21 protein-coding genes, 2 tRNA genes and 1 pseudogene are annotated in these 24,108 nt (G+C 35.4%); 10 read left to right on the top strand and 14 right to left on the bottom strand.

The annotated features are described in order from the left end of the window. The first annotated feature begins 141 nt into the window (after window positions 1-141). The 3 genes and pseudogenes from ACFIKU_RS05485 (at window position 142) to ACFIKU_RS05475 (ending at window position 1,771) form a co-directional block, all read left to right on the top strand. On the top strand, window positions 142-591 hold the full coding sequence (locus ACFIKU_RS05485) for a DUF488 family protein (protein WP_375656907.1): 450 nt from the start codon (window positions 142-144) through the stop codon (window positions 589-591). A gap of 133 nt (window positions 592-724) precedes the next feature. Further along, window positions 725-943, top strand: a complete 219-nt coding sequence (locus ACFIKU_RS05480; RefSeq protein ID WP_375656906.1) for a hypothetical protein — start codon at window positions 725-727, stop codon at window positions 941-943. Window positions 944-951: 8 nt separating this feature from the next. Beyond that, window positions 952-1,771: pseudogene (locus ACFIKU_RS05475) on the top strand (tyrosine-type recombinase/integrase). Between the two features lie 248 nt (window positions 1,772-2,019). On the opposite strand, the gene ACFIKU_RS05470 reads toward ACFIKU_RS05475, so the two are convergent. The 7 genes from ACFIKU_RS05470 to ACFIKU_RS05440 all read right to left on the bottom strand — a co-directional run bounded on the left by ACFIKU_RS05470 (window position 2,020) and on the right by ACFIKU_RS05440 (window position 7,339). Continuing rightward, entirely contained in the window at window positions 2,020-2,154 is a 135-nt protein-coding gene (locus tag ACFIKU_RS05470) for a hypothetical protein (RefSeq protein WP_375656905.1), read from the bottom strand. Between the two features lie 99 nt (window positions 2,155-2,253). Beyond that, entirely contained in the window at window positions 2,254-2,457 is a 204-nt protein-coding gene (locus tag ACFIKU_RS05465) for a hypothetical protein (protein ID WP_375656904.1), read from the bottom strand. A 59-nt stretch (window positions 2,458-2,516) separates the two neighbouring features. Continuing rightward, complete coding sequence (locus ACFIKU_RS05460) at window positions 2,517-2,666, bottom strand: hypothetical protein (RefSeq protein ID WP_375642143.1); 150 nt, start codon at window positions 2,664-2,666, stop codon at window positions 2,517-2,519. A gap of 259 nt (window positions 2,667-2,925) precedes the next feature. Next, on the bottom strand, window positions 2,926-3,009 hold the full coding sequence (locus tag ACFIKU_RS05455) for a hypothetical protein (protein ID WP_375642194.1): 84 nt from the start codon (window positions 3,007-3,009) through the stop codon (window positions 2,926-2,928). A gap of 289 nt (window positions 3,010-3,298) precedes the next feature. Then, the gene (locus ACFIKU_RS05450; RefSeq protein WP_375642144.1) at window positions 3,299-4,246 is read right to left on the bottom strand and encodes an outer membrane protein; all 948 of its coding nucleotides are present in this window, start codon (window positions 4,244-4,246) and stop codon (window positions 3,299-3,301) included. Window positions 4,247-4,697: 451 nt separating this feature from the next. Beyond that, a complete protein-coding gene (locus tag ACFIKU_RS05445; protein ID WP_375642145.1) occupies window positions 4,698-4,970 on the bottom strand; it encodes a hypothetical protein in 273 nt (90 codons plus the stop codon). After that, window positions 4,964-7,339 (bottom strand): mechanosensitive ion channel domain-containing protein, encoded by a 2,376-nt coding sequence (locus ACFIKU_RS05440; RefSeq protein ID WP_375656903.1) that lies wholly within the window; start codon window positions 7,337-7,339, stop codon window positions 4,964-4,966. Before ACFIKU_RS05440 ends, ACFIKU_RS05445 begins: the two co-directional genes overlap by 7 nt. Before the next feature lie 183 nt (window positions 7,340-7,522). Between ACFIKU_RS05440 and ACFIKU_RS05435 the strand changes: the two genes are divergently transcribed. From ACFIKU_RS05435 to ACFIKU_RS05420, 4 genes are all read left to right on the top strand, one after another. Continuing rightward, complete coding sequence (locus tag ACFIKU_RS05435) at window positions 7,523-7,900, top strand: hypothetical protein (RefSeq protein WP_375642147.1); 378 nt, start codon at window positions 7,523-7,525, stop codon at window positions 7,898-7,900. Window positions 7,901-7,991: 91 nt separating this feature from the next. Continuing rightward, window positions 7,992-10,505, top strand: a complete 2,514-nt coding sequence (secD, locus tag ACFIKU_RS05430; protein WP_375656902.1) for a protein translocase subunit SecD — start codon at window positions 7,992-7,994, stop codon at window positions 10,503-10,505. 94 nt (window positions 10,506-10,599) lie between these two features. Then, entirely contained in the window at window positions 10,600-12,351 is a 1,752-nt protein-coding gene (ybaL, locus tag ACFIKU_RS05425) for a YbaL family putative K(+) efflux transporter (protein ID WP_375642149.1), read from the top strand. Window positions 12,352-12,366: 15 nt separating this feature from the next. After that, window positions 12,367-13,320 carry a YbhN family protein gene (locus ACFIKU_RS05420; protein WP_375642150.1) on the top strand — a complete coding sequence of 318 codons (954 nt, stop codon included), beginning with the start codon at window positions 12,367-12,369 and terminating at the stop codon, window positions 13,318-13,320. A 1,512-nt stretch (window positions 13,321-14,832) separates the two neighbouring features. Here ACFIKU_RS05420 and ACFIKU_RS05415 read toward each other — a convergent pair. Continuing rightward, a tRNA-Lys gene (locus ACFIKU_RS05415) sits at window positions 14,833-14,908 on the bottom strand. A 437-nt stretch (window positions 14,909-15,345) separates the two neighbouring features. Between ACFIKU_RS05415 and ACFIKU_RS05410 the strand changes: the two genes are divergently transcribed. Next, a complete protein-coding gene (locus ACFIKU_RS05410) occupies window positions 15,346-16,914 on the top strand; it encodes a TerC family protein (protein WP_375642151.1) in 1,569 nt (522 codons plus the stop codon). A gap of 555 nt (window positions 16,915-17,469) precedes the next feature. Here ACFIKU_RS05410 and ACFIKU_RS05405 read toward each other — a convergent pair. From ACFIKU_RS05405 to ACFIKU_RS05380, 6 genes are all read right to left on the bottom strand, one after another. After that, a complete protein-coding gene (locus ACFIKU_RS05405) occupies window positions 17,470-17,664 on the bottom strand; it encodes a hypothetical protein (protein ID WP_375656910.1) in 195 nt (64 codons plus the stop codon). A 210-nt stretch (window positions 17,665-17,874) separates the two neighbouring features. Next, window positions 17,875-18,120 carry a hypothetical protein gene (locus ACFIKU_RS05400; protein ID WP_375642152.1) on the bottom strand — a complete coding sequence of 82 codons (246 nt, stop codon included), beginning with the start codon at window positions 18,118-18,120 and terminating at the stop codon, window positions 17,875-17,877. Window positions 18,121-19,871: 1,751 nt separating this feature from the next. Further along, window positions 19,872-20,264 (bottom strand): hypothetical protein, encoded by a 393-nt coding sequence (locus tag ACFIKU_RS05395; protein ID WP_375656901.1) that lies wholly within the window; start codon window positions 20,262-20,264, stop codon window positions 19,872-19,874. A gap of 303 nt (window positions 20,265-20,567) precedes the next feature. Beyond that, on the bottom strand, window positions 20,568-20,699 hold the full coding sequence (locus tag ACFIKU_RS05390) for a YbfB/YjiJ family MFS transporter (RefSeq protein WP_375642154.1): 132 nt from the start codon (window positions 20,697-20,699) through the stop codon (window positions 20,568-20,570). 5 nt (window positions 20,700-20,704) lie between these two features. Beyond that, complete coding sequence (locus ACFIKU_RS05385) at window positions 20,705-20,896, bottom strand: hypothetical protein (protein WP_375656909.1); 192 nt, start codon at window positions 20,894-20,896, stop codon at window positions 20,705-20,707. A 540-nt stretch (window positions 20,897-21,436) separates the two neighbouring features. Then, a tRNA-Arg gene (locus tag ACFIKU_RS05380) sits at window positions 21,437-21,513 on the bottom strand. A 261-nt stretch (window positions 21,514-21,774) separates the two neighbouring features. Between ACFIKU_RS05380 and ACFIKU_RS05375 the strand changes: the two genes are divergently transcribed. Together ACFIKU_RS05375 and ACFIKU_RS05370 are read left to right on the top strand one after the other, a co-directional pair. Then, window positions 21,775-22,548, top strand: coding sequence for an NAD kinase (locus ACFIKU_RS05375; protein ID WP_375642156.1), 774 nt, complete (start codon window positions 21,775-21,777; stop codon window positions 22,546-22,548). Between the two features lie 146 nt (window positions 22,549-22,694). Beyond that, window positions 22,695-24,098, top strand: a complete 1,404-nt coding sequence (locus tag ACFIKU_RS05370) for a DEAD/DEAH box helicase (RefSeq protein WP_375656900.1) — start codon at window positions 22,695-22,697, stop codon at window positions 24,096-24,098. Window positions 24,099-24,108: the final 10 nt, after the last annotated feature.

Here is a 24,108-nt window from a genome sequence, read left to right as displayed (position 1 = left end):
GAGATAAAACAACTCTCAACAAAAGCTGCTTAAACCTATGGGGGTGTTTTGTTCCCCGCATATCTACAAGCACCCCCGCCCATTTACTAAGGAAATTAAACGTGTGTAACACCAAACATATTATCATGCAGCCTGCTAAAGATGAGGAATTTTGTTTTTTTTACCATTGGCTATGAAGGTAAGTCCCTTGAGAATTATCTTAAGAGTCTCATAGAAAACAATATCAAAACTTTATGTGATGTTCGTAAAAATCCAATAAGTAGAAAACACGGATTTTCAAAAAGACAATTAGAGCAAGCTGTAAGCAATATTGATATTGAATATATGCATATGCCTGAACTTGGAATTGCTTCTGAAAAACGAAGAAATTTGAAAACACAACAAGATTATGACCGCCTTTTTGAAGATTATCAAAATACAACTCTCAAGAATAATTCTTGTGCAATAAACAAATTATATCAAATTTTTTTAAACAAAAAGCGCGTTGCAATCACCTGTTTTGAAGCCAATGTATGTATGTGTCATAGAGGAAAAATAGCCTTGGCTCTTACACAATTACAAGATTGGAAATATAAAATTAAGCACATCTAAAAAATAAACTTGTAGATTTTTAAAAGTTGGAGTGCTTCACATGCCTCCTAGCACCCCACCCTTCCTAACAACTTTCAAGTAATGCGTGATTCACGCCACACGTGAATTGCATCTCAATGTAAGGAGAAAAGATATGGCGCCTCGTCCAGCTGCTATAACGCAACCAGCCATTGCACGCGCTTTAAGAGAAGCAAAAAAACAAGGTTGTGAACTCGTAGAAATCAAACCTACCGGTGAACTGCTTATCTATCTCAAATCCGATATTCCACTACCAAATTCAGCAGCGCATCCAGACAAACTTTTAGATTTGTCAAAGAATGAATATTACGAAATCGCGCTCTCTAAGATGTAAAATTGATTATGCCTAAACCACGCCCTCCTCATCTTGTCAAACAAATTACTCAACATGGAAAAATTGTATGGTATGTACGTATTGGTCATGGCAAACGCATTAGAATACGCGGCACCTATGGAACGCAAGAGTTTGTTGATAACTATAAAAGCGCACTTGCCGAGTTACAAGGCATCATCCCCCCAAAACCTAAAGTAGGTAAACTTGTTGAAGGTTCATTTGCATGGCTGCTTAAACAGTATTTTAACAGCGTTCATTGGCACAGCCTTGCTAAAGCTACGAAAAGACAAAGATGGATTTGCTGTTTGGACAGAAGAAGATGTTGAGAAATATTATAAAAAATGGGCTCTAGGAACGCATGAACGCGTCTGGATTGATGTCCTTCTTTACACGGGTTTACGTCGTGGTGATGCGGTACGCATTGGCTGGAAAGACGTCAAAGATAATATCATTCATCTCAAGACAGAGAAAAGCAAATTCCAAACAGATGTCTTTCTGCCCATTTTGCCTGAATTAGCAGAAACCCTTAAAATTGGTCCTATTGGAAATGAAACATTCATTTGCGGAAAAAACGGAAATAAACTCGTAAAAGAAAGTTTTGGAAACTTATTTCGTGAAGCGTGTAATGCGGCGGGAATAAAAAAATCAGCGCATGGATTAAGAAAATTAGCCGCAACACGCGCAGCTAATGCTGGTGCAACAGTATCACAATTGAAAGCAATTTTTGGCTGGACCGATGACAACATGGCATCTCTTTATACAAAAAGCGCAGATCGCAAAAGGCTAGCTATAGAAGCAATAAAAAAGCTCCAAAAAAATGAGGGATAGTGCTATAAAAAGCATAATGGAATCAATAATGATAAATTTCCCCCATATCGCAATAACTCATTTATTTTATTTAAAATTATTGAACTCTTTTGGATGCGATAAACAATGTCTTTGCGCATTTAAAACAGTAGCTAACCAAAAACTGAAAGCTTTATCCCCTCCCTGCTTTTAAAGAGAGCTTATATTGTAATCTATCCGCTAACCGCTTAAGTGTTTCTTAGACACCAGACTCGACAATAGACATATTATCAAGCCTCTCCTGAGATAAAAAGCGCCCATTGTTCCAAGAGGACACGGCGCTGTTCTGAAAAATTCGTCCGCATGTAAGCCTTCGTCACTGAATTCCCAACTGAATGCGCAAGAATAGTTTTGGTAATCGTCAAATGGTGTTGACATTGTTTCTGCTATTCAGTCCCGCAGAATCGATCTGAAACCATGAAGTTTATAATCAAAACCTTTGTCTTTCATAAATTTAGAAAGTGTTACATCAAATAAAGGCTTTCCAGAACTCCCAGCAAATAAAAAACATTTTTTTCTATTTTTGCTTTTTCAATAACAGCAAGCGCTTCAACTGTAAGCGGCGCATGAAAATCATAAACCTCTCCAACAATTCTCTTCGTATTTTCTTTTGGAATAATCCATATTGATCCATAAATCTCTTCTGACCGAATATGCCTGATTGGCATAGAACACCCCCCGTCAAAATAAGAAGTTTTAAAGCTAGATTTGATACAAGCTCATCATTTTAAGATTGAAAAAACTTAGGCATTTCTTTCCATGGCATTACTGGAATATTTTGGGTATTTTGAATAAAATTTTCTAATAAAGCTTTTGCTACCAATTGCATATCCACATCTATACCAAGTGCTGCCGCATGTTTTATAGCTATATTCAAGCGGTATAGAGCTTTACTTGCTGTTTCATTTTTTGTCTTCCAAATAGGAAAAATTCATCCTTTTTATCAATTTGCGTCAGTTCAGTGATTGACATATCAACAAGTTTAGGAAAAACATGTAACTCAAGGGATGTTAACCACCTTGCTGCTTTTCCTTCATTTTTTTCGCTTCAAAAGTACTGGAAGCAATTTCTTGTAAAGAAATACTACCCCCTGCCCGACACAAATTTTCTTTTTGTTTTTGATAAATTGGGTCAAGTCATTGAACAAAAAGATCACGACAAGCTGAAGCCTTGAACCGTGCTTCTTTTAAAGATACATCGCTACAAGAGCCTAATCCCATTTCTCGTCGTCTTTTATTGAGGTCAAACCTAAAAAACCATCATCCTTGATCTGGTGCAGTTTTGATAAGCCATAAACCAGCTCTGTCAACATTTTTGCCTTTAGATAGATTTTTACAGATAAGACAGACAATCTATCACCTGTTCTTACTCTTCGAATCACCTTTTGAATTGCGCTTGGAGCACTTTCATCTGGTACCAAGATTATATATAAAAGGCAGTTTAATAAAAAATAAAGGCCCTATCAAAGAGATAGGACCTCTTAAATTTAAGCTCTTTTATCCTACAACACTAGAATTTGTAAGCTATTCCTGCGCGAAAATCATTCGTCTTATACTTAACTTCAATTTCGTCTTTAAATTTCTTTTTACCAAAATCTGAGTAACGATATTCCGCACGCATAACAAGATGATCTGTCATTGCAAAATCAACACCACCACCGAGAGTATAACCAATCATCGTTTTTGTTACATCCGATGTCCTATTAAATGGCTCACCTCCCGTAATTACTGTCGACAAAATATCTTGAAACTGTCCATAAGCAACACCACCAGCAATATAAGGCATCACACGCCCCGCAGAAAACCCAACACGCACCCGTGTAGCACCTGTCCATTTTTGTTTTAACGTATGATTAAAAGTTAAACTGTTTTTCTCTTCTTTATCCTCTGCAACAGAGCGAGAAAGACCTCTATCCTGTTTTCTGACGAGCTTTGCCCTTTTTCGACTCTTGTCATCTGTACTTGGTTCATCAGTATCACTACCCGTTCCTTCAGTGCCGGTTCCTTCAGTGCCGGTTCCTTCAGTACCGGTTCCACCAGCACTCGATTCATCAGCCTGAAATCTTGTTTTTGTATCCTTTTTTTCCGTTAAAAGCATATCCGTATCAATCCCCACAATAAAATTATTACCGAGATCAAAATTAACACCCGCATAAAAACCACCTATAAATCCAGAAAGATCCGGCATATACTGTTTCTCGATCGGAACCCATGATTTACTTTTACTCTCCTCATCAGGATAGAGAGGAATATCAACATAAGGCGTTATTGCAGAAACTTTACTTGAAAAGCCACCAACTTGCCCCCCGAAATAAATGCCTCCCCAAGAAAAAGGTGAAGAAGCAACAACTTCTGAGGCAACATGTACTGGCTCTTCATGAGCCACCACATCTGCAGCCTGTACTATAGAAGGCGAAATCAAAGAAAAAACAGACGCTGTTATAAATTTTGTATTCATAAAATTATACCCCATTGCTAAATTTAAATATAATCAAAAATCACATTTAGAAAAACAAAGTTTTATAAAATCTTATGCAGCAAAATCGCATGTACTCCTTTATAGTTACATTTAAATCTATCACTATACTAATATATCATTACATCAAAATTTAATATTATCAAATAAATTTTAAAATATTATAATAATCAATACTTAAAATAATAAAAATTTAATAAAAATACCTATTATGTTTTTAAAATGAGAAAGTATAAAACATTTTGTATTTAAAATACCACAATATTCTTACATGCAAAATACATACTGTAAATTTCACATAGTATAAAAATATATCTATTTTATACTAAAGTCATACCTTTTTTCTACTATCTTCTAAAGGATGAGATTATTAATTACGCACAATATCATTATTCTTCTAAATTTTTTCTCCAAACAAAAATTCTCAATTATTTTATTTAAAAATTGCTCTTCCCCTACTGATTTCTATATTATCATCTGCCTTTATTGCAAAACGGTCTTTATTAGGAAAAGTTATAAAACATCCCTTCATACAAATTGTAATTATTTGATGAGTATTTAAAGAAATTTTTGAAGGTATACTTCCTTCGACAACAACGAGAGATTGTATCTTTAAATCTGTATTCTTCACTGTTGCAGCAAAAGCTGTTATGGTAAAAAGATTCAACAGAATAACTGTAATCAAAGCATAAATATATTTTAGCATTCTAGGATTCCTTCCTCAGCAAAACGCTTATATAAGCTAAATCGAAGAGCATTGGTTACATGAGAAGGTGAAGTAATATTAGGCACATAAATAGCTAAATTAAAGGAGAAACTCTTATGATCAAATGCTGTAAAACTCACCTGCGGAGTAGGACTTTTTAAAACGCCTTCTGTTGCAAAAGCAATCTCCAACAAAATTTCAGCAACATGCTCTGGAGCAACCTTAGATGATACAGTAACTGGTATATCAATTCGTCCTACTTTATTGCGTCGTGTCCAATTACTAACGTTGTTATTAATAAGGCTTGAATTGGGAATAATAATCGTCTTACGCTGAATGGTCTCAAGTTCTGTTGCACGCACATTAATACGCTTAACAACACCAGCGACTGATCCAGATTCTATATAGTCTCCTATTTTAAATGGTCTTCCAACTAAAATAATAAGTCCAGAGACAAAGTTTTGGACAATATTCTGTAAACCAAAACCTATACCAAGAGAAAGTCCTCCAGCAATAAGAGCGAAATTTCTAAGATCCAAACCTGCCATTGACAATCCCGTCAAAGCAGACACAACAACGCCGCCATAACTTATCACTGTTTTGATAGAATTACGGATACCAGAATCGAACTCTCCATGAACCAACACCACACTATCTAACCAACCAATAAATCGGCGAATAAGAAACCAGCAAATACAAAAAGAAATAATTCCTGTTACAATAGAAATCAAAGAAAGAGTAATATTTCCAATCTGAAAACCGGTAACCAATTGCCACAATACTGCTTTCAAATCAGAATAGGAAAATCCAAACTGTACAGCAATTGGCATTGCACAAAAGACAACAACAAATAAATTGAAAAAGACGCTCACAAAAACTCCCAATTGATTCATCGTTTTTTCTTCTAAATGAAACCGCTGCATCACAAGATGAGCAACCGTTGTTTTCATAAATTGTCCTTTAGTTCCAAGTGCTTGAGCGCTTCGTATTCCTAAATACATGAGAACTAAAAATGCTCCATCAATCATAATTTGCTGCATAATAAAACGTGCAAGACCAACGTAGCCTAAAAAATTCAACACAAAGAGCAGTAATCCCAAGCCAATAAGAGGAATGCGTATATAAAATGGCCAAAAGTATGGCTCTTTTTTTTCTCCTTGAAGACGCCTACGTCTAAACCGCAAAGGTACAAATGATATTATAAACAGCAATATCGCTACAAGAAAAACAGCAATAAAACTTTTAGCAATTGTCAAAGATAGAGGCGCTGAAATGATTTCATAAATACTATCAAGAACAGCGTCAAACGCCAAAACACCCCCTAAAGAAGTGAGTAAAATCACTAATTGATAAGCAGACGATGGTGCAATACTGAGAAGACGCATATGGGGCATATTCGATGATAAAAGAACAATCGCTAAGCGATTGATTAAAAATACTAAAATAATTTGACAACCTATCATATCAAAAACTATTGTAAGCTTACCTAGATCTAAGTTAAAACTACGAAATAAAAACAACACAAGATAAACGCAAAGAGTGCATACAAGCGAAGGTAAGAGAACTGAAATAAAGGCGATCAATAAGCGTTGTAAATAAGATATTGCCTCATTAGACTTGGTAAAGTGGCAATACACATGAACAAGAACTTTTCGAGAAAAATACGAAAGTCCCAAAGTAATAAAAAGTGGCATTAAAAAGCAAAGAAATAGTTGTAAAGACTTGAAGTGAAATATAGAATTCCACCAAGAATCTAACAATAAAAGAAAATCTGATGAAGCCTCTTTTGTTTTTTGGGCGAGCTGTTTAACCATCGGAATAGAAAACTCAAGCCTATACGTAAGTGTGCGTTTAAAAAGCTCCCGAGATTGAGAAATAGAAAGTTCAGCTATTCTATTTGCCGCTAAGAAAATCTCTTCAAAACGAAGCATAATACTGTTAATTTTAGCTTTTTGCTCTATCAAGTAAGAATATTCCGTCACTGAGCTTTTCAGTTTTTTTACGTCACGATGGAGCTCCGTTAATTGATCAAGAAGTGTATTAATCTCATTAAGAGGAGGACGCAAAACAAATGCTGCCTCAATAGCACGTTCACTGATATCTTGTGCACGTAACCGCAATTCTTCTAAAGCACGCTCATTTTCTGGCTTTCTGTCAAAATCTCTTTTTAAAGTTTCAGTATTTTCTTCAAGAGTATCAATAATCAACTGTTGTTGTTGAACAATTTCATCAACTGAATAAGAAGTAATTGTTTGTTCGACAATTGTATTTTGTGCACCCCTATTCCCCCATGCACCAGAATGAAATACAAAGATAATCCCCAAAAGAAGGAAAATTATGCGGATGTTTTTTCTACAAAATGTATACATATCTACCTTATGCGCACAAAAAGGATTTTATCCCCCCTCTCTTTAATATGGTATAAAGAAGATATTTTCAACTTTTGTAGAATAATCTTATAAAAGCTTTCCCTTATCCTATAATACTGATAATAAGAGAAAAGGATAATATAAATAAGCTGAACTCAATAAGATTAAAGAAGGCACTCTAGCATGTGTTTTTTGCACCTCTATTGCAAAAAAGAAAATTTTCTTCCTTTGACAACTTGGATTTTTCTATCCAGTTTAGGTGTATTCTTGACGAGCAACCTAGGAACGCGTGCTTATTTAATCAAACAATCACACACCAATAATATCATTAAAACGAATAGATTTGATTTACGCAATAAGTGTGATCAGTTGGATGTTACCACAATTGAAAACAAAAAACTTATAACACTCCATACAGAATCTATTTTTATGAGAACTTTTCAAAAAATCCTAACATTGGATTTCTTTTTAATAAAGATTCCAGCTATTGGTACACGATTTCGTAGCGTTAAAACGCAATATTTCTCAAATAAACGCGCTCCTCCCAATGAGCACACTTAATTCTCTTCCTTGAATTATAAAATGATCATCTTATTTTACTTGTGCTTTTAACTTTAAATAACTGTTAGATTGCCTATTAGCGGAATATATCATGCGTACACCTGGTTGGTTAACTACCCTTTATTGTTTTATTCTTTTAAGCAGCATTTATGTTGCCTTACCCAATTTATTTTCACACGAACAAGTTAAAAACTCGAAACTCTTACCCGACACCCGTGTAGCACTTGGTCTTGACCTTCAAGGAGGCTCTTCTCTCCTGCTCGAGGTTGATAGCAAAACGTTAAAACGCGATCAGTTACACATCGTTTTAGGCAGTGTACGCAATGTATTGCGTGAAAAACAAATCCGCACCTCAAGTGTGCGTATCGTTGAAGATAGCATTATTGCCCTTATTTCTGATCCATCGCAAACTGAAAAAGCACTCTCTGCTTTGAAAACATTAATAACCCCCATACACAGTAGCTTTGGCACAACAGAACATAACATCACGATCAGTGCTCAAAATGAAACTCTCCGCGTCACATTGACGGAAGCTGGTATAAAAGACCGTATAAGCAATGCTATTGAACAAAGCTTAGAAATTATCCGTCGCCGTATAGATCAAGTTGGTGTTTCAGAACCAGCCATCCAAAAGGTCGGAAATGATCGTATTATGGTCCAATTGCCTGGCCTACAAGATCCAAAACAACTGCGTGATCTTTTAGGAACAACCGCTAAGATGAGTTTTCATCTTGTTCCTTCTAATGTGGATCCCAATAATCCCCCTATAGGTGTTTCTATTCTTCCTGGATACACTGATGCAACACAACATTATGCAATTTATGATCAAATCGCTTTAGATGGAAATGTCCTGAAAGATGCCCGTGCAGGTTTTGACCCCCAAATACCAGGACGTTCCATTATTTCATTTACTCTAGATTCCGCTGGTGCAAAAATATTTGCCGATATAACACGACAAAATATTAACCGTCCTTTTGCTATTGTTCTAGATAATAAGGTTTTAACCGCTCCGACCATTAATAGTGTCATTCCCAATGGACAAGGTCAAATTACAGGAAACTTTGACCCCAAAGAAGCCTCAACTCTGGCTGCTCTGCTTCGTGCTGGTTCCCTCCCCGCACCACTCACGGTCATTGAAGAGAGAACCGTAGGTCCAAATCTTGGTGCTGATGCCATCCAAATGGGACTTTACACCGGCATAATTGGCTTTATTCTTGTTGCAATTTTTATTTTTCTTCTCTACCGCATTTGGGGATTAATCGCCAATATAGCACTAGCTCTACACACGATTTTAACATTTGCTGCACTGAGTCTTTTGGGAGCTACGCTTACGCTGCCTGGTATTGCTGGTATTATTTTAGGCATCGGTATTGCCGTTGATGCTAATATTCTCATCAATGAACGTATCCGTGAAGAAAGTCGAAAAGGTGTGGGTGCTTTTGCAGCCCTAGATCGTGGATTTAAACACGCTTTTGCAACCATTGTTGATGCAAATGTTACGGCAATTATAGCGACTGTCTTACTATTTTGGTTTGGTACCGGTCCCGTTCGTGGTTTTGCCGTAACAATGTTGCTTGGTATTATCATCTCCATGTTTACCAATATCACCATTGTACGCATCATCATGATTTGGATCGTTCGTAAATGGAAAATTAAAAAATTGCATATTCACTCTGCTTTCAACATCCTGCCACAAAACACAACTTTCCACTTTATGAAAGCACGCTTCATTGGTATTGGCGTCTCAATTGTTTTATCAATGGCTTCAGTTTTTCTCTTTTTTAAGCCTGGATTGAATTTCGGAATTGATTTCATTGGTGGAAGCCAAATGAGTATTACCACGAAAGCACCAGCAGATCTAGCAACTCTGCGTTCCAAGCTTTCTACTCTTAATATTGGTGAAGTTACCTTGCAAAATATTGATAACGAAAATACCGTATTAATTCGCATGCAGAAACAAAGCGGTAGCGAAGCACAACAAACCATCGCCATTGATAAGGTCAAAACAGCTGTACAAAATATCTATCCCGATACCACATTCGATCAAATAGAAGTTGTTGGTCCCAAAATTTCAGGCGAGCTTGCCACTGCTGCTTTTACTGCTGTTATTCTTGCGGCTATTGCCATGTCTCTCTATATATGGTTACGCTTCGAGTGGTTCTTTGCCATTGGAGCAATTATCACTCTCATTCTAGACACCACCAAAATGATTGGCTTTTTTGCTTTATTTCAATTTGATTTTAATTTAACGGCTATCGCTGCGCTCTTAACAATTGTTGGATATTCTATAAATGATAAAGTTGTCGTCTATGATAGGATGCGCGAAAATATGCGTCTTTATAAAAAAATGCCGTTGCGCGAACTGATTGATCTGTCAATTAATCAGGTTCTTGTACGTTGTTTTTTTACATCAGCTACAACAATTCTTGCTATGCTTCCCATGGCGATATGGGGTGGAAGTGCTGTTCATAATTTTGCATTACCCATGGTCTTTGGGATTATTATTGCAACATCATCCTCTATCTTTATTGCTGCTCCTATTTTACTCCTGCTAGGAAATTGGTGGCGTGAGCGAAATAATCGTGCAAATATCAAAGTAAAATAAAAATGTCCTTTAATACGTATGATACATCTCTCTTCTCATAGAAATGTAGTCATTTTCATTCATTCGCTTTTTGATCAAGAATAGTAAATAATCCATGCTCCACGACACACCACTTATCACAACTATTGTTGCAGGTTTATGTTTAGCATTTCTCTTAGGAATGCTTGCTAGCCGTTTACGTATTTCACCACTTGTAGGCTATTTGTTAGCTGGTGTTATTGTGGGACCCAATACAGGCGGATTTAAAATAGATTCCGTCATTATTAATCAACTTGCTGAAATTGGTGTTATTTTGCTGATGTTTGGTGTTGGGCTCCATTTTTCATTAAAAGACCTTTTGTCTGTCAAAGCTATTGCTGTCCCCGCTGCTATTGCACAAATGGCATTTTCTACTTTTCTAGGTTTGTGCCTTGGTTTGCTTATGGGATGGGGTTTCAGTGGTAGTTTGATCTTCGGCCTCGCTTTATCCATAGCAAGTACTGTTATCCTGCTACGCGCTTTACAAGAGCGTCATCTTATTGAAACAGAAAAAGGACGCATTGCCGTTGGATGGTTGATTATTGAGGATTTAGCAATGGTCCTTATACTTGTCCTCATCCCTTCCCTAGCAAGTGCACTCAGCAATACAAAAAAAGAAGCGTTGGATCCTCTTGTTCAATGGTTGGATTTAAGTATTTGGGGTATTTTTGGTCTCACCATCCTGAAAGTGATTGTATTTATCGCACTTATGCTCGTCATTGGGCGACGCGTTATCCCATGGCTTTTAAAAATGAGCGCACAATCGGGATCACGTGAATTATTTCGTCTTAGCGTCTTTGCTATTGCATTAGGAGTAGCATTCGGAGCCGCTCATTTATTCGGTGTTTCTCTTTCTCTTGGTGCTTTTTTTGCTGGTATGGTTATGAGCGAATCAGAATTAAGCCACCGTGCCGCCGAAGAATCCTTACCACTGCGCGATGCTTTTTCTGTTCTCTTTTTTGTTTCTGTAGGCATGTTATTTGACCCAGAGAAACTCTTAACTCATTTTTTTCCTCTCTTAGCAACCTTATTTATTATCGTAATCGGAAAATCTGCTGTTGCCTTTTTCATCGTTAAGGCTTTTCGCTATTCTAATGCAACAGCTTTGACTATTGCTGCAAGCCTTGCCCAAATCGGAGAATTTTCCTTTATCCTTGCTGGTTTAAGTTTAAGCTTAGGACTTTTAAACAATGACGCTCATGATTTAATTCTTGGAGGAGCAATTTTTTCTATTTTGCTCAATCCTCTTATTTTCATTGCCTGTAATAAAATTAAAAAACGTCTAGAAAAAAAATCTGCATCTTCACAAAACACCCAAACAATTATTGATATTGATCCACAAGACCCAGACCAAGATTTTTTACCGATGACCTTAAAAAATAACCATATCGTAATTATTGGCTATGGTCGTATCGGTAAGTGTGTTGCATTATCTTTAATCAATAGAGATAAACCTATAGTGATCGTAGAAGAATCAAAACGCCTCTCTGATAAAGCGATTGCAGATGGCTTTGAGGCTATTTGTGGCAATATCATTCAACAAGAAATAATGAACGCAGCAAATATAAATAATGCACATAAAGTTGTTATTACAATGCGAAGTACCATTGAAGTAGGAGAATGTATTGTGAATATACGTGATATGAAAAAAGATATCCAGATAATCACACATGCATTATCCGACACAGAAACAACTTATCTCATTGATTTAGGTGCTGATGTTGTAGTAACAGATGATGAAGAAATTGCCAATGGCATTATAGAGTATATAACAGAACGAAGATCTGTAAGGAATATGCTCAATCATGAAGATTTACAGAAAACATAAAATGGATACAGAATCGTGAAAATAAAGCAATTTATATGGCCATTGATTGGTATCTTAGCAATGCTGGTATCTATTCGAATTCTTTACATGAAGCTCTCTACCATTTCATTTGGGGATGTATTGGAGCGCTTGAGCGATTTAAATGCACAGCAATGGTTATTAGCCTGTTTATGTTCTCTCCTAGCTTATGCTGCTCTTGCTGGATATGATCGAATTGCCTTGCAACATCTAGGCCATAAAATTTCTTGGATTTTTATCGCTATATGTTCATTTACAACCTACGCTCTTTCACACAATATCGGTGCTTCAGTTTTTTCTGGTGCCGTTGTGCGCTATCGTGCCTATAAAATGAAAGGATTAAACGGAACAGAAATCGCCATATTAGTAGGTTTTTGCTCTTTTACTTTTGTAATCGGCACAATCTTACTTTTGGGAATCGTTTTGGTGCTGCAACCCGAAATTATCACCCTCATTCATAAAGAACTTCCTAAATGGCTAGGAACAACGGTTGGAGCAATTTTACTCAGCTGTATAGCACTTTATACGTTTGGCAGCTGGCTTCAGTTAAAACCCTTACGTTTGGGTAAGAAAATTCAACTTTCCTATCCGCGGCTGAAAATTGTGATTCAGCAGCTTCTCATTAGCCCTCTAGAGCTTTTAGGAGCAGCAGGAATTATATATGCTGTTCTCCCACACAATGCAGATATTCATTTTATCTCTGTTCTTGGTGTTTTTCTGGCATCTTTTACAATAACTCTTCTCTCCAATGCTCCAGCAGGAGGAGTAGGAGTTCTTGAAGCTCTCTTCATAACAGGCATGCCCAACATAAATCCAACTGATGTTATTGCAGCACTTATTGTCTTTAGAATGTTTTATTTGATTATACCGTTCATCATTTCATTGTTTGTGGTCGTCATTTTTGAAGCGCAACAATATTGGAAAAGAACCTCCAAAACACCACCTGAATAAATAAAAGGCTATCAACGACTTCTTTTTTGTGTACCTATAAATGATTATAATCACGCTAAATTCAATTATATATGTAAATTAATACAATCATTATTTATTTATCTTTTTCACATTGAAACTTGAAGGTCCCCTTTTATAAAAAACATAGAAATATTTATCTATTTTCCTTTCAAAAAAACTCCTATAAGCTTGAATATTAAAGATACTATTTCATTGTGTAATCGATTTTTATGTTGGATAAAGCACATGATTGCAAAAATTTTTGCAAGAAACATATGCTCAAAATTAAGGACCTCTATTTGAAAATAACGTCATTTTATTATTTGAAAAAGAAAAAGTATTATAGATAAATAATAATTAAAGGACCCTTTTAATAAAAAAATCCCGCAAGTGATCATACAAAAAGGCAAGAAAAAACTTTACGAAATTTTTATTTCTCAAAAATATAGGAATAATGTGTATACATATTGCGTCACGCTTTTGTTTGTCACTTTCTTTAATAGAATCAAGCCTCTTAAAGAGAAAAAACACCATCGTGTTGCCAATTACATATCTTTTTTAAGAAACCTCTCTCAGCGCTCTTCCCCATTACACAACAACACCCGTGAATGGTATAATAATAAAGCCATTGTTGCAGCGTCATCTTTATACTTAATAAAAGAGCAAAACTGCACCATTATACTATTTTTCTAATGCTGTGATAACTTTTAGTGCCTAAGAACGTTAATAAAAATCATTTTTATGCTTTTCTTCAATAGTCTTTATCCACACGTTAATCCCATTTATGATGCACAAATGAATGATTTTAATTGATTCATTATAAGAGGGATTAAAACAAAAGAAGTTTATGATAATAAAATTTTTTCTTAATGTTTATATTTTTAGCGATTAAGCTAACGGGAAAACAGTATAGCGTAACTGTACAGTCTAATATTTAAAAACTTTAAGCCTTATTAAAGCTTATTTTCTGTCGTTTAGCAGGTATTATCTTTAAACAATTAAACTAATCTAATTTTATTCCTTTTATGTCCAGCCAACTACTTTATTTTATCTTGATTTATCCTCTTGGAATACTGATGATTATTACAGAGATTTTTTATTTAAGTGGGAGAGTTACCAAAAAATATCCACGCTGCTGACACAACTAAAGTGTAAATTTTCTTCTGTCTTCAAACAATATGCCAAAAATCTAAAAAAATTTAATCAATTTATATTAAAAGAAGTGTAATCTGTTGATTTTTATACCCCTTTAAATAACACAATTGTCGGTAAGAAACTTCTCCTTACCAATTGATTAAAAAAAAGAAACAATACACATTAAAAGGTCTTTAAATATTCTTTGCAAGTTCTTTGAGTCCCCTAAAAAATATAAAAACTGATGACTAAGCTATATCAACAATCTTCACTTTTAAACAAATGCATATGGCGAAATTCTACTGCCAAATTTTATTTAGAAGCTCGTACCTTAAAAAAAATTATGCAATCAATAAGTTATTACGGTATAAAATAGAATGGTGGGTGATGAGGGGATCGAACCCACGACCCGCTGATTAAGAGTCAGCTGCTCTACCGACTGAGCTAATCACCCATAAGCTTCTCAAAAGATGAGAATGAGCGTTTCTATAACGCTCCTAAGGATGGATGTCCAGATATTTTGTTATTTGTTATATAAACTCATTGTCTGTAAGGTTAAAAATATGATATTCACCACTTGATCTTATATAAAAATAACCCCATTATAAGAAGCTTTATAAATAAATGTTCTGATTGTGATACAGAACCTATAGTTAGAGGATTATCGAGCATAATGCCCGAGCAAAGTTTAGAGGAACCTTCTTGTGGTTGTAGGCGGGATGGGGCATCGTTTTGTTTTATCAATAATCACTTGCATTCAAGCAATATTGTGCTGTTTTTTTCTTTGAATATAAGTTTTTTTACATTCAATGTTCATGATCCAATATATGAATAAAAGCCTATGAATTTTTTTTGTCAATCGCACGCTTTTAAGCTTCTAAAAGGTAAGGAATGATGGAATGGATCACTGATCCCCATGCGTGGTTTGGTTTGATCACGCTGGTTTTTCTCGAAATTGTTTTAGGAATAGATAACCTTATCTTTATTGCAATTCTAGCTGAAAAATTGCCACTGCATTTGCGTGACCGCGCACGCTTTATAGGTCTTACTTTAGCATTAATTATGCGGCTTTTCCTTCTTACAGTTATTGGATGGGTCATGAGACTCGATAGGGTAATTCTTTCACTTTCATCTTTTGCATTTAGTTGGCATAGCTTTATTCTAATCGGTGGTGGAGCCTTTTTGCTAGCAAAGGGAACGCTAGAATTACATGAAAGGTTAGAAGGGGTATCTCATGAAAGAAAAACAGGCGTTGCTTATGCTGTTTTTTGGCAAGTAATCGTCCAAGTCGTGGTGCTGGATGCCGTTTTTTCACTAGACAGCATTATTACCGCAACAGGTATGATTGCAAAAGAGCAAGCAGCAGTTATGTATATCGCAGTTATAGCTGCTATGGGAGTGATGATGTGCGGATCTGGTGCTCTTATGCGTTTTATTAATCGTCATCCCACTATTGTAATCCTTTGTCTTGGTTTTTTGATGATGATTGGTTTTACTCTCATTGTTGAAGGATTTGGTTTTCATATTCCAAAAGGGTATTTGTATGCTGCTATTGGTTTTTCTGTTCTCATCGAAGCTTTTAATCAAATTGGACGTCGTAACCGTGAAAAAATGATTAAAACAAATGATCTACGCAGTAGAACAGCTGATGCTGTTTTGAGGCTCTTAGGAGGAGGAAGCAAAGATAGTCACCTTGCTGAGACTGTAGATGTTATTGCTGAACAGGCCGCAGCTTCTGAGTTGTTTAGACCAGAAGAAAAAGAGATGATTCGTGGTGTTCTCGATTTAGCTGATCGCCCTGTTCGCTCTATCATGTCGCCACGTAATGAGATTGAGTGGTTAGATTTAAATGCTGATGAAAATGAAATGCGTGAAGAATTACAAAAGGTTAAACATAGCCGCTTAATTCTTGCGCGTGAAAAAGTGGATGAATTTGTTGGCGTTGCGTTGACAAAAGATCTTCTTTTGAATTTGGCTGAGGGGAAAAAGATTAATTGGAAAAAAGCTATGCGAGAACCCCTCGTTGTTCATGAAAACACAAGTGTTTTACGATTGATGGAGCAATTACGTCATTCTTCGATTCAGCTTGCAATTATTGTTGATGAGCATGGATCTTTTGAAGGAATTGCGACACCAACCGATATTCTTGAAGCTATTGCAGGAGACTTCCCTGATGATGATGAAGAACTCATGATCGCAGAACAACTTGAAAATGGCAGTCTTCTTGTTGAGGGATATGCTGATATCCGCCGTTTAAGTGGTTATCTTGGGCGTAACCTTGTGGATGAAGCAGATCGTTATACGACTCTGGCAGGCTTTATGCTTTGGCAGTTTGGTCATTTACCAAATGAAGGAGAGAGTTTTGAAACTGATGGTTTACACTTTAAAGTGATTGAAATGGAACGCCGAAACATATCTAAAATCCTTATTTCTCCAATTGTCTTACCAGAAAAAAGCTAATTCTTTTTATAAACAAGATGAATAAAAAGATTTTTTTATGATTAAAAATTGAAAAGAATAAGAAGTTGATGACTTAATTGCATTTCATTATTTTTATATTTTTTTGAGCGTAAAGTAATGAACATACAAAGGTTATGTTATCAACGAACTTTCTATTACAAAAAATTTTCATTGATAATTTACAAAAAGCTTTAAGAAAGAAAATAGTGCAAAATTATTTGTCAGTGATCATTAATCTCAAAAATAATAAATTTATATAACATATTGATTTATAATAATTATTTATTACAATGTTTCCTTCACATCAAGAAATCCTCTTTCAAACATCAGTTTTCCGCCAATGGATAAAACTCCACCATTGTTGGGTTCACTCAACTGATGATGGCAGCTTTAAACTAGACTCTGGCTTTAATCTTTTTAGATCTTCTTGATATTTCTTAAGGAGATATTCCTTATCTTTTGTTTCTATAAATTTAGCTATTTTTTTCTTTCCAAGAATGAGTCCACCTCTCTGGAAAGACTCTTATTAAGAACTTTGTTTTTCTGCCAGATGGCTCATATTTTTACTACTTTTGCAATTAAAGCGTAGCTGAGTTGCTTAGATTTCACCACTTCTTTGGCTAAAGCCAATGCACGTTCAAAATGAATCGGTTGGGTATTTTCATCAAAGCCTAAATGACCCCTTGCACTGAAACTTTGATAATAAGATTGTAAAGTTGCAACATCACCCAATAAAGCCAATACACCAATATGAAGTAGCTATCATCTGCATCATCTACCTTGATAACCTTATGTGCCTCAACTTCACTCTTTTTCCAAGGTGGTGCTCCATATCTGGAATAACCGCATTTATGAAGATCAACTTTTTTCATCGCCCATTTCAAGGCATATTCAAGCTTTAATTCTAACCAATCCGCATATATTTTTTCTTCACAAACACTCAACCCCTTTTTATCAAAATCAAGTTGTAGATCTTATAAGTGCTGGGAATTGATAGGAATCAATTACTATGCAGGCAGCAGCTAAAATACCAGTACTAATCGAAACTCCAACACCAAATTGCGGATAATCTTTGATAATTACGTCATTATAAAGAATTTCTACTTCACAATCTGGTAGTTGATAACGTGCTGAATAATTATCTACCTCTTTAATTTTCTCCACAAAGCAATCAAGATTTTTGAAGAGCGCTGTTGCACTCTCCATGGTTCAAAAATTCTTTGCTCTACCTCAAAAGAGGTTGTATCCATATCAAAAGTCAAAAGCGAAGCAGATTTTTGCAAACCAAATTGATAACACCGTGTAAGAGAAGAATCTTATCATAAAAAAATACAACAAAGCCAATAATTTGTGTGCAATTATTTTATATGAAGCCCCTTTAAAATCCACACTTTCATACGTGATTCAATTGACCGTTTTTTATAAACAATTGCCATGTATGAATAAACCATAAAAAGCAAATCATGGTGCAAATGTTATAACGTATGTAACCATTCAAATGAAGTGAAAAGCAGCTATCCTTCATAACAGTTCATAAATTTTATGATACGTTTTTATCACACACAAATCACATTATTAAAAACGTAATTGTTGGAAATTATCAATAACATAAATTGCATGCGTTTAAAGAATGCTATGGGGTTACTCTTTTTTGAGCTAAACCTTAAAAGGAATAATCATTTGAAACTATCATAAGATAGGTTTTAATTCATTAAGGATACATAAAATGATTTAAAAATAAGTCGATTTTAAAGCGCCGCTTACTAAAAAGTTAGTAAATGATAGGCAGGCATTACATAGATACCATCATCACAACAGGTAATGAAATTGATAATGTTATGTCTTATGAAATCAAAAGATTTTTACGCAGGAAAACAAGAAAAAACGTTTTAAAAGTTACAGTTTAAAAATATGAAACCAAATGAGGTCCCCTCAAATTTGAGGATACCTATTAAGACAAAGATAAGCAGATAAACTTCAAAAGGATCGTAATCATATCACAAAGGCATGGAATTTTACTCAATTTTTAATCAAAATCTACCCTGTTTAAAGAATGCTCTATTCTAAAGTTAACGAGCCCGAATTTGAGCTGGTTAATTTTGCCAGCCCAAATATGGAGCGACTTATTTGCACAGAAGTTATGTTTAGTGCAAAGCGAAAATACACTTATGAGAATCTCACTAAATGAACGTTTAAACGTTTAGAGACATAAAATGAGATCTCTATAAGAAACGGTTGAAACCTAGGTTTTATAAAAAGCGATTGTTTATTGTCTTATGAAAAGCTGCTTTTAAAAAGCAATACTCGTAAATGTAAAAAAACGGGTTTTGTTACAGATATTCACTTAATACGCATTTTCTCTTGATTATCTTGATATGAACCTACCAAGCATTTTAATTTATTTGATACGTTTAATTTTAGAATGTAAGTTATTTCAATTCACTCAGCTAGATTTTGAGCTTGATATTTTGAAACGTTTTAAAAGAGGCATTTTAATAATGTGCTTTGTTTCAAATGACCAACTCAAAAATGAGGGAGTTATTCTTAATACGTTTTATAGCCATAAAAAAGTGTTTATAGGTTCTGTAATTCAAATGAGTGATTAAAGATCATATCTGTTCATTTACGTTCCTTTTGATAAGTTTTAATCAATCGAATAGAGTGCTTGCAATATGATACGTTTTGTATATATGCGTTCATTATTGATTTCTTTTGTATGATCTGTAGTACCTCTATTTAAAAGCCGCGTCATATCACTTGGCACGGCTTTCTTTTATGCATTCTCTCTTTTATGATGGGTTTTATAGCCATCAAAAAGGCGCCCCCCCTCGTCTATCATTTATTCTGTTTATCAATCTTAATAACGTTATCGCTTTCATCAACCTCACAATTTATGGGAGCCGAATATAAATCGCTACGTCTTTTTATTCTTGTATTGCCATACACATTACCTCTAATTACGAAATCACCAGAGATCTTAGCATTATCATAAACAGTGCTATATACATCAGCATGACACCCCACTCTAGATTGCCGTAAACCTTGCTTAACAACAGCATGATCATAAACCGCGGCATTGCTGTGAGTACGTGCATTACCGGATAATTTTGCATTCCCATAAACCCGCGCATAATGATAAACTCAAACATTATAAAAAAGACGAGCATTGTCATAAACATGAGCACCAAAATACACATGGGTTTTATCACATATAAGGCATTGCCATATACATAGACACCAATAGCAGCATTGCCATAGTCCCTTGCGCTTTCATAAACACGACCAGATTTTACAACACAGGCATTATCAGAAACCCAGCAATTTTTATCATGAGATGAGGTTGCTTTCATTTTCAATAAAACTACCTAGATCGCCTTTTTTACATCACCAAAATCTTTTAAAGTACGAATGCGATATAATATATGACCAGTCACGAAATCCATTTGATTGGTCAATTCATATTTTGGGGATCTTTTATTAACAGAAGCGGTTTCATTTGCAATGGAAGCAAGAACGGGGCTGTTTTGTTGATATCGTTGTCATAATTAAACCTGTATGTTTTAAAAAGTTTTAAACAAGCATTAAGCCGACTCCAAACCAAATGTTGATCGCATCAAGCGTCCTGTTCAAACTAATAATAACATATTCATTACCTAGTAAATACCAACTCCTACACCTGCATAAAGCGAAGCAATAATCCGCCGATTATGGCTATGCTGTATGATCATAATAAAACCCAAAACCATCATTGCTACACTCGCAATACCAACAGCAAAACGGATCAAAAGGACTAAGTATTAACGTCATGGAAATAATAAGTGCAATCATTACTATAGCTGCACAGGATAGCATATGAAGAGCAAGAGATATATTCCAAATTTAGCCAAGCGTAAAGAACATACCCCCAAACTAAATAACCACCATAATTAGCGCTAACTATATAAGAAAGTTGCTTAAAGGTAAACAATCCCTCATCCAACATAACTGACAATACTGGTGTATAGAGAAATCGCCCGATACCCATTCTCAAAACCATAATAACCATACTGGATACAGCGTTTTGAACCAATTCAAATCTTGACGATTATTTTTCCCATTATTATTCTTTTAACTAGTGATATTTCTCATCTGCGTTCCATCTCACTATAACAACCTTTAGCGCCCCAAATAGAATAAAAGCACATTTAGCTATCTATTTTAATGCTCAGAACAATATATTTAGCAATCTACTGTCAACATTGCCAGATCAATCATACAATAACATATTGAATTATATGTATTTTTATGTTATAAATATTTATAGTTAAATTGAAAGCATATTTAGATAATCTTGTTTTTTTATCTTGATATTCAAAATGACTAACTGAAAAATTATATACGCAGCCGCACATTTTACTTCTCTTAAAATCATTTTCTTATCCGCTACAACACTTAATAAACAACTCAAACGACCATTTCCATAGAAGAAGTGGTTTCTTTTTAGGTAATATTGCTATTTAGGATGATATGAAGTTGAAGAATTTGGTGCACCCGACAGAATTCGAATCTGTGACCTCTGCCTTCGGAGGGCAGCGCTCTATCCAGCTGAGCTACGGGTGCTTCAAACTGATTATTAAAATCAGTTATGCTCTTTTAACTAATCATACTCTTAGCTTCAATGCTAAATTATCATTCTAATAAAAATTACTTGTTTGTAACTTATATAACGACGAATTCCTCTTACTTTTCAATGATACTTTACCTTGAAATAACTTCTCTTTATTCAATGCTCTTTTTATTATAAAAAGAGTTTTTATTGCAACTTCAAAACTCTCAAAAATAAGTTACAACATAAATTATAAGTATCAGGATAATTTTTTAATGACTACATTACCAAGTCGCTTTCATTTTATTTCCGCAGAAACTGAGAACGCTATCAAAGCTACCCATAAGTTAATTTCGGTTTATGGTCATTCTTCTCTGGAAGAAACTGATATTGTTGTTGCAATCGGTGGTGATGGGACAATGTTACAAACCGTACGAGACGTCATGTACACAGGCAAACCTATTTATGGCATGAATCAAGGTTCTGTAGGATTTCTTATGAATGAATTTCATGAAAAAAAATTGCCCCATCGTATTGCTGTCGCACATAAAAAAGAAATTCATCCCCTGCGTATGATTGCAAAATCTGAATGTCAAGATTTTATCGAAGCGCTTGCAATTAATGAAGTATCCCTCTTTCGGCAATCTTATCAAGCCGCAAAAATTCGCATCACCATTGATAACAACGTACGCATGGAACAATTAAGTTGTGATGGTGTCCTCGTCGCTACACCAGCTGGATCTACCGCCTATAATTTATCAGCACAAGGACCTATCTTACCTCTTATGGCCCCCCTTATGGCCCTCACTCCCGTTAGCCCTTTTCGCCCTCGGCGTTGGCATGGAGCTTTGCTTCCCAATACAGTAACAGTGCGTTTTGATATGCTTGAACCTGACAAACGCCCTGTCAACGCTGCTGCAGATAATATTGAAGTTAAATCTGTCCATTCAGTTACTATTTCAATGGCAACAGAAGTAACAGCTTCAATCCTTTTTGACTCAACTCATTCATGGGATGAGCGCATTTTATCAGAACAATTTCGCTATTAATGATTGTATTATGCGTTTTATATGTATATGATTGTTATAGTTAGTTTTTTTGTGAAAACATCTTAACACTTTTAAAGAGTGTAGAATATTGGTTATAATCATCATTTAGATAGCGCAGTTAAAATCACAGAGCAATTGATAAAAAAATGATACCATCTTTAAACAGTTTTGATGATTTAGGTCTTTCCGCAAAAGTTATTAATGCGGTGAAATCAGCGGGGTATACAGCTCCGACACCTATTCAAAGTGAAACAATTCCGCATGTCCTTCAAGGAAAAGACGTTTTAGGAATTGCCCAAACGGGCACAGGTAAAACCGCCTCTTTCGTATTGCCTATGCTCACTCTCCTTGAAAAAGGTCGTGCAAGAGCACGAATGCCCCGTACGCTCATTTTAGAGCCAACACGGGAAATTGCAGCTCAAGTTGAAGAAAATTTTGATAAATACGGAATAAATCATCGTTTAAATGTTGCTCTTTTGATTGGTGGAGTTTCTTTTGAACTCCAAGATCGCAAACTTGAACGGGGAGCTGATGTTCTTATAGCAACACCAGGGCGCCTTCTTGATCATTGCGAGCGCGGTAAACTACTCCTAATGGGCGTTGAAATCCTTGTGATTGATGAAGCTGATCGCATGTTAGATATGGGCTTTATTCCTGATATTGAACGTATCTGTAAGCTAACCCCTTTTACGCGTCAAACTTTATTCTTTTCTGCAACAATGGCGCCAGAAATTGCAAAACTAACGAAACAATTTTTACATTCTCCCGTATCTGTTGAAGTTACAAAAGCTTCCTCAACGGCTACCACAATTACACAACGGCTTGTCAAATCTGGAAATAAATCATGGGATAAAAGAGCGGTTTTACGAGAGCTGATCCAAAATGAAGGTGCAGAGCTTCAAAATGCAATCATTTTCTGTAATCGAAAGAGAGATATCTCTGAACTTTTTAGATCGCTCATCAAACATAACTTTAATGTAGGGGCACTTCATGGAGATATGGACCAATATTCGCGCATGAGCACCCTAGCTGATTTTAAAAATAATAAACTTACGCTTCTTGTTGCTTCTGATGTCGCTGCCCGTGGACTCGATATTCCAGCTGTAAGTCATGTATTTAACTATGATGTTCCTACACATGCTGAAGACTATATCCATCGAATTGGTCGTACAGGGCGTGCAAATCGTAGCGGAAAAGCTTTTACAATTGTCACAAAAGCTGATCAAAAATATATCAATGCCATTGAGGAAATGAGTAATGAAAAAATTGAATGGCTCAATGGAGATCTCTCAACTTTAATAGCCGATGATCAAACAGAAGATATTGTTGTAAAGAAAAAATCTTTAAAATCATCAAAGAAAACTGCTCCCAAAGAGCCCGTTGCTCACGCTAAAAAATCTGGAGAAGAGAATAAAACAGAATATATCAAAAGTGCAAATAATAAAGAGAAGCCATCTGAGAAACAACGCCCACGAAAAAATAAGAATTACACGCCCCTTGGATTTGGTGATGATATTCCTGCTTTCATGCTTATAAAAACGTGTAAATAAACCCATTCCT

This window comes from Bartonella sp. CM120XJJH, assembly GCF_042194715.1.
Classification (GTDB): Bacteria; Pseudomonadota; Alphaproteobacteria; order Rhizobiales; family Rhizobiaceae; genus Bartonella.
This window is presented reverse-complemented; position numbering and strand designations above follow the sequence as displayed.

Bases quoted from the DNA above. Each gene is read 5' to 3' on its own strand.
- ACFIKU_RS05395 (WP_375656901.1), bottom strand. From the start codon at position 20,264: ATGAAAGCAACCTCATCTCATGATAAAAATTGCTGGGTTTCTGATAAT.
- ACFIKU_RS05435 (WP_375642147.1), top strand. From the start codon at position 7,523: ATGTGTTTTTTGCACCTCTATTGCAAAAAAGAAAATTTTCTTCCTTTG.
- ACFIKU_RS05465 (WP_375656904.1), bottom strand. From the start codon at position 2,457: ATGCCAATCAGGCATATTCGGTCAGAAGAGATTTATGGATCAATATGG.
- ACFIKU_RS05455 (WP_375642194.1), bottom strand. From the start codon at position 3,009: ATGGGATTAGGCTCTTGTAGCGATGTATCTTTAAAAGAAGCACGGTTC.
- ACFIKU_RS05480 (WP_375656906.1), top strand. From the start codon at position 725: ATGGCGCCTCGTCCAGCTGCTATAACGCAACCAGCCATTGCACGCGCT.
- secD (WP_375656902.1), top strand. From the start codon at position 7,992: ATGCGTACACCTGGTTGGTTAACTACCCTTTATTGTTTTATTCTTTTA.
- ACFIKU_RS05370 (WP_375656900.1), top strand. From the start codon at position 22,695: ATGATACCATCTTTAAACAGTTTTGATGATTTAGGTCTTTCCGCAAAA.
- ACFIKU_RS05375 (WP_375642156.1), top strand. From the start codon at position 21,775: ATGACTACATTACCAAGTCGCTTTCATTTTATTTCCGCAGAAACTGAG.
- ACFIKU_RS05450 (WP_375642144.1), bottom strand. From the start codon at position 4,246: ATGAATACAAAATTTATAACAGCGTCTGTTTTTTCTTTGATTTCGCCT.
- ACFIKU_RS05485 (WP_375656907.1), top strand. From the start codon at position 142: ATGAGGAATTTTGTTTTTTTTACCATTGGCTATGAAGGTAAGTCCCTT.
- ACFIKU_RS05410 (WP_375642151.1), top strand. From the start codon at position 15,346: ATGATGGAATGGATCACTGATCCCCATGCGTGGTTTGGTTTGATCACG.
- ACFIKU_RS05445 (WP_375642145.1), bottom strand. From the start codon at position 4,970: ATGCTAAAATATATTTATGCTTTGATTACAGTTATTCTGTTGAATCTT.
- ACFIKU_RS05385 (WP_375656909.1), bottom strand. From the start codon at position 20,896: ATGTTGGATGAGGGATTGTTTACCTTTAAGCAACTTTCTTATATAGTT.
- ACFIKU_RS05440 (WP_375656903.1), bottom strand. From the start codon at position 7,339: ATGTATACATTTTGTAGAAAAAACATCCGCATAATTTTCCTTCTTTTG.
- ybaL (WP_375642149.1), top strand. From the start codon at position 10,600: ATGCTCCACGACACACCACTTATCACAACTATTGTTGCAGGTTTATGT.
- ACFIKU_RS05400 (WP_375642152.1), bottom strand. From the start codon at position 18,120: ATGGAGAGTGCAACAGCGCTCTTCAAAAATCTTGATTGCTTTGTGGAG.